The sequence below is a fragment of the Candidatus Streptomyces philanthi genome, assembly GCF_059553635.1.
Genome location: NZ_JCANQV010000490.1, coordinates 1 through 2,652, shown reverse-complemented (window position 1 = coordinate 2,652; position 2,652 = coordinate 1). Strand labels below are relative to the sequence as shown.

Here is a 2,652-nt window from a genome sequence, read left to right as displayed (position 1 = left end):
CGCGGTGGTCCCGGCGTTCTTCCGCCGGTGCGCGGCCGGACGGCCCTCCGCCTCGCGAGCGCACGCACCGGACGCCGCCAGGCCCGCCCTCCGGCGGACGACGCCACTTCGAAGGCAGCGCCCAGCGTGAAGGTGCCGCACCCGGGCCGGGAGACGTACGGAGCACGACGGAGTCGCCCGTCGTGCTCCCGGGGGCGTGCGGCGGTACCCAGGGCGTATCAGGGCCGGGCCCGGAGGCGTACGCACGTACCGGAGGGTGCGGGAGCGTGTGCGCGGGTCCGTGCGGGCGGCTCGTAGGCTGTCCCCATGACCGACCCCGCCCGTCCCGCGCCACCGCCCGCGCCACCGAGCCCCGTCCCGCCGCGCCGTCTGCTGCTGGTGCACGCGCACCCGGACGACGAGTCGATCAACAACGGCGTCACGATGGCCCGGTACGCGGCCGAGGGCGCGCGGGTCACGCTGGTGACCTGCACCCGCGGTGAGGAGGGCGAGGTCATCCCGCCCGCGCTGGCCCATCTCGCGCCTGACCGGGACGACACCCTCGGACCCCACCGCGTCGGCGAACTGGCCGCGGCGATGGCCGCCCTCGGCGTCAGTGACCACCGCTTCCTCGGCGGCGCCGGACGCTACCGCGACTCCGGCATGATGGGCGCGCCCCAGAACGACCGCCCGAACGCCTTCTGGCGGGCCCCCGTCGACGAGGCGGCCGCCCATCTGGTCGCGGTGATCCGGGAGGTCCGGCCCCAGGTGCTCGTCACCTACGACCCGGACGGCGGATACGGGCACCCCGACCACATCCAGGCGCACCGCGTCGCCATGCGCGCCGCCGACCTCGCCGCCCGGCCGGACGTCCGTCCCGACCTCGGCCCGGCGCACACCATCGGCAAGATCTACTGGAACTGCAACCCCCGCTCGGTGGTCGAGGAGGGCTTCGCCCGGCTCCGCGCCGCGGGCCACTCCTTCGCCGGTGTGGCCGCGGTGGACGATGTGCCGGGTGTGGTGGCGGACGACGAGGTCACCGCCAGCATCACCGGCGACGGCGTCCACGCGGCGGCGAAGGCGGCGGCGATGCGCGCCCACGCCACCCAGATCGCGGTGGACGGCGCGTTCTTCGCCCTCTCCAACGACCTGGGGCAGCCGCTGTTCGCCGAGGAGCACTACCGCCTGGTGCGGGGTGTGTCCGGGGTGCCCGGAGGGGCGCGGGAGGACGATCTGTTCGCCGGGCTCGACGGGGACGGCGGCGTTCCGGAAGCGGCGGAATCCGGCCAGATTTCCGGGGACGGCGGCCGGGCCCGCGCCGAGCGCGAGGAGACGGCCGGATGAGCGCGGCACAGAAGCGCACCCGCGCCACGACCGGCGGCGGCACACCGGCACCGAAGGGCGGCGGCGCCTCCGCGGGGACACCCGCCGGCGCGCCCGCGCCCCTGACCCCCGGCCGGATCGGTGTGTTCGTCCTGCTGCTGGTCCTCGGGGTGCTCACCGCGCTGGCCGGCACGCTCCTCCAGGCCGCGTGGTTCCCCGGCGGGCTGCTGCTGGCGCTGCTCGCCCTCGGCGGACTCTTCCACGGCGGGGCCACCGCGACCGGGGGCGCGGCCGGGGCGCTGGTGCCCGGCGCGGCCTGGCTGATGACGGTGTTCTGGCTGCTGAGCGCCGCCCGTCCGGAGGGTGACTTCCTCTTCGGCGGGGGGCTCGGTTCGTATCTCTTCCTGCTCGGGGGCATGGTGGTGGCTGTGATCTGCGCCACCGTGGCGCAGCGGCGGGCGTGGGAATCGCACCGGAGGAGCTGACGGATGACGGTGCCCATACCCGGACACATGGAGCCAGGACCGGCGTGATCGTTTCCGGCCCGGGGGGAGTGCCCGCCGCGGGGGGCGTCCCCCGCTCGCCGGGTGGCCTCCGGTCGCGGCCAGTATGGTGGTGCGCGCCGCCGCGCCGCCCTGGGGGCGCCCCCCGGCCCGAAGGCCCGGGATCATCTCTGACGAGCGGCGGAGCCAACCGGGAGAACCTGCTTTGAGTCGCACATCTGACAGTTCGTCCTCCGGCCCCCGGGCTCGCGGTGGTGCCGCCTACCCGTCGGGTACCCCGCCGTACGGCACACCCAGGGGGGAAGCCGACGGGGCGTCGCCCGGTGCCGCCGCGCGGCCGGAGGAGCAGAAGACCGAGACCACGCTGACCACGCGGATCAAGATCAATATTCCGGGGTCCCGCCCCATCCCGCCGGTCGTCGTGCGCAAGCCCGTCGGTGAGGAGTCCGGCATGAACGGATCGGCTGGTTCCGACGGCTCGGGAAAGCCCTCCGACAGCCCCGCCCGTACGCCCGAGCGCACCGAGAGCACGGGCAGCACCCCCAGGCCCCAGGCCCCGGCGGCCGCGGCGGAGAAGCCCGCGCCGGAGCGGAAGCCCGCCGAGAAGACCAGCGACTGGTTCTCGCCGCGCAAGCCCGCCACCCCCGCGGCGCCGGCCCCGGCCGCCTCCCCGGCCCCTTCCGCGTCGGCGTCCACCACGGGCACGCACGCCTCCCCGGCCCCGGGCGGCGCCCGTTCGTCCCGCCCCGACCTGCCGTTCTTCTCCGACGGCCCGGCCGACGGCACCACGGCCCCCGAGGGCGGCCCCTCGCCGTTCGACACCCCTCCGGCGAAGCAGGCGTCCCCG

2 protein-coding genes and 1 pseudogene are annotated in these 2,652 nt (G+C 76.3%); all 3 read left to right on the top strand.

What is annotated here, in order from left to right; all coding sequences use genetic code 11:
* Positions 1–306 precede the first annotated feature (306 nt).
* Positions 307–1,323 (top strand): N-acetyl-1-D-myo-inositol-2-amino-2-deoxy-alpha-D-glucopyranoside deacetylase, encoded by a 1,017-nt coding sequence (gene mshB / locus AC51EU_RS29365; protein WP_496270132.1) that lies wholly within the window; start codon positions 307–309, stop codon positions 1,321–1,323.
* A complete protein-coding gene (locus AC51EU_RS29360) occupies positions 1,320–1,787 on the top strand; it encodes a DUF6113 family protein (RefSeq protein WP_496270131.1) in 468 nt (155 codons plus the stop codon). Before mshB ends, AC51EU_RS29360 begins: the two co-directional genes overlap by 4 nt.
* A 223-nt stretch (positions 1,788–2,010) precedes the next feature.
* Positions 2,011–2,652, top strand: a pseudogene (locus AC51EU_RS29355) (hypothetical protein); the annotation flags it as partial.

Coding starts and splice junctions, on each gene's coding strand:
- mshB (WP_496270132.1), top strand. CDS start 307: ATGACCGACCCCGCCCGTCCCGCGCCACCGCCCGCGCCACCGAGCCCC.
- AC51EU_RS29360 (WP_496270131.1), top strand. CDS start 1,320: ATGAGCGCGGCACAGAAGCGCACCCGCGCCACGACCGGCGGCGGCACA.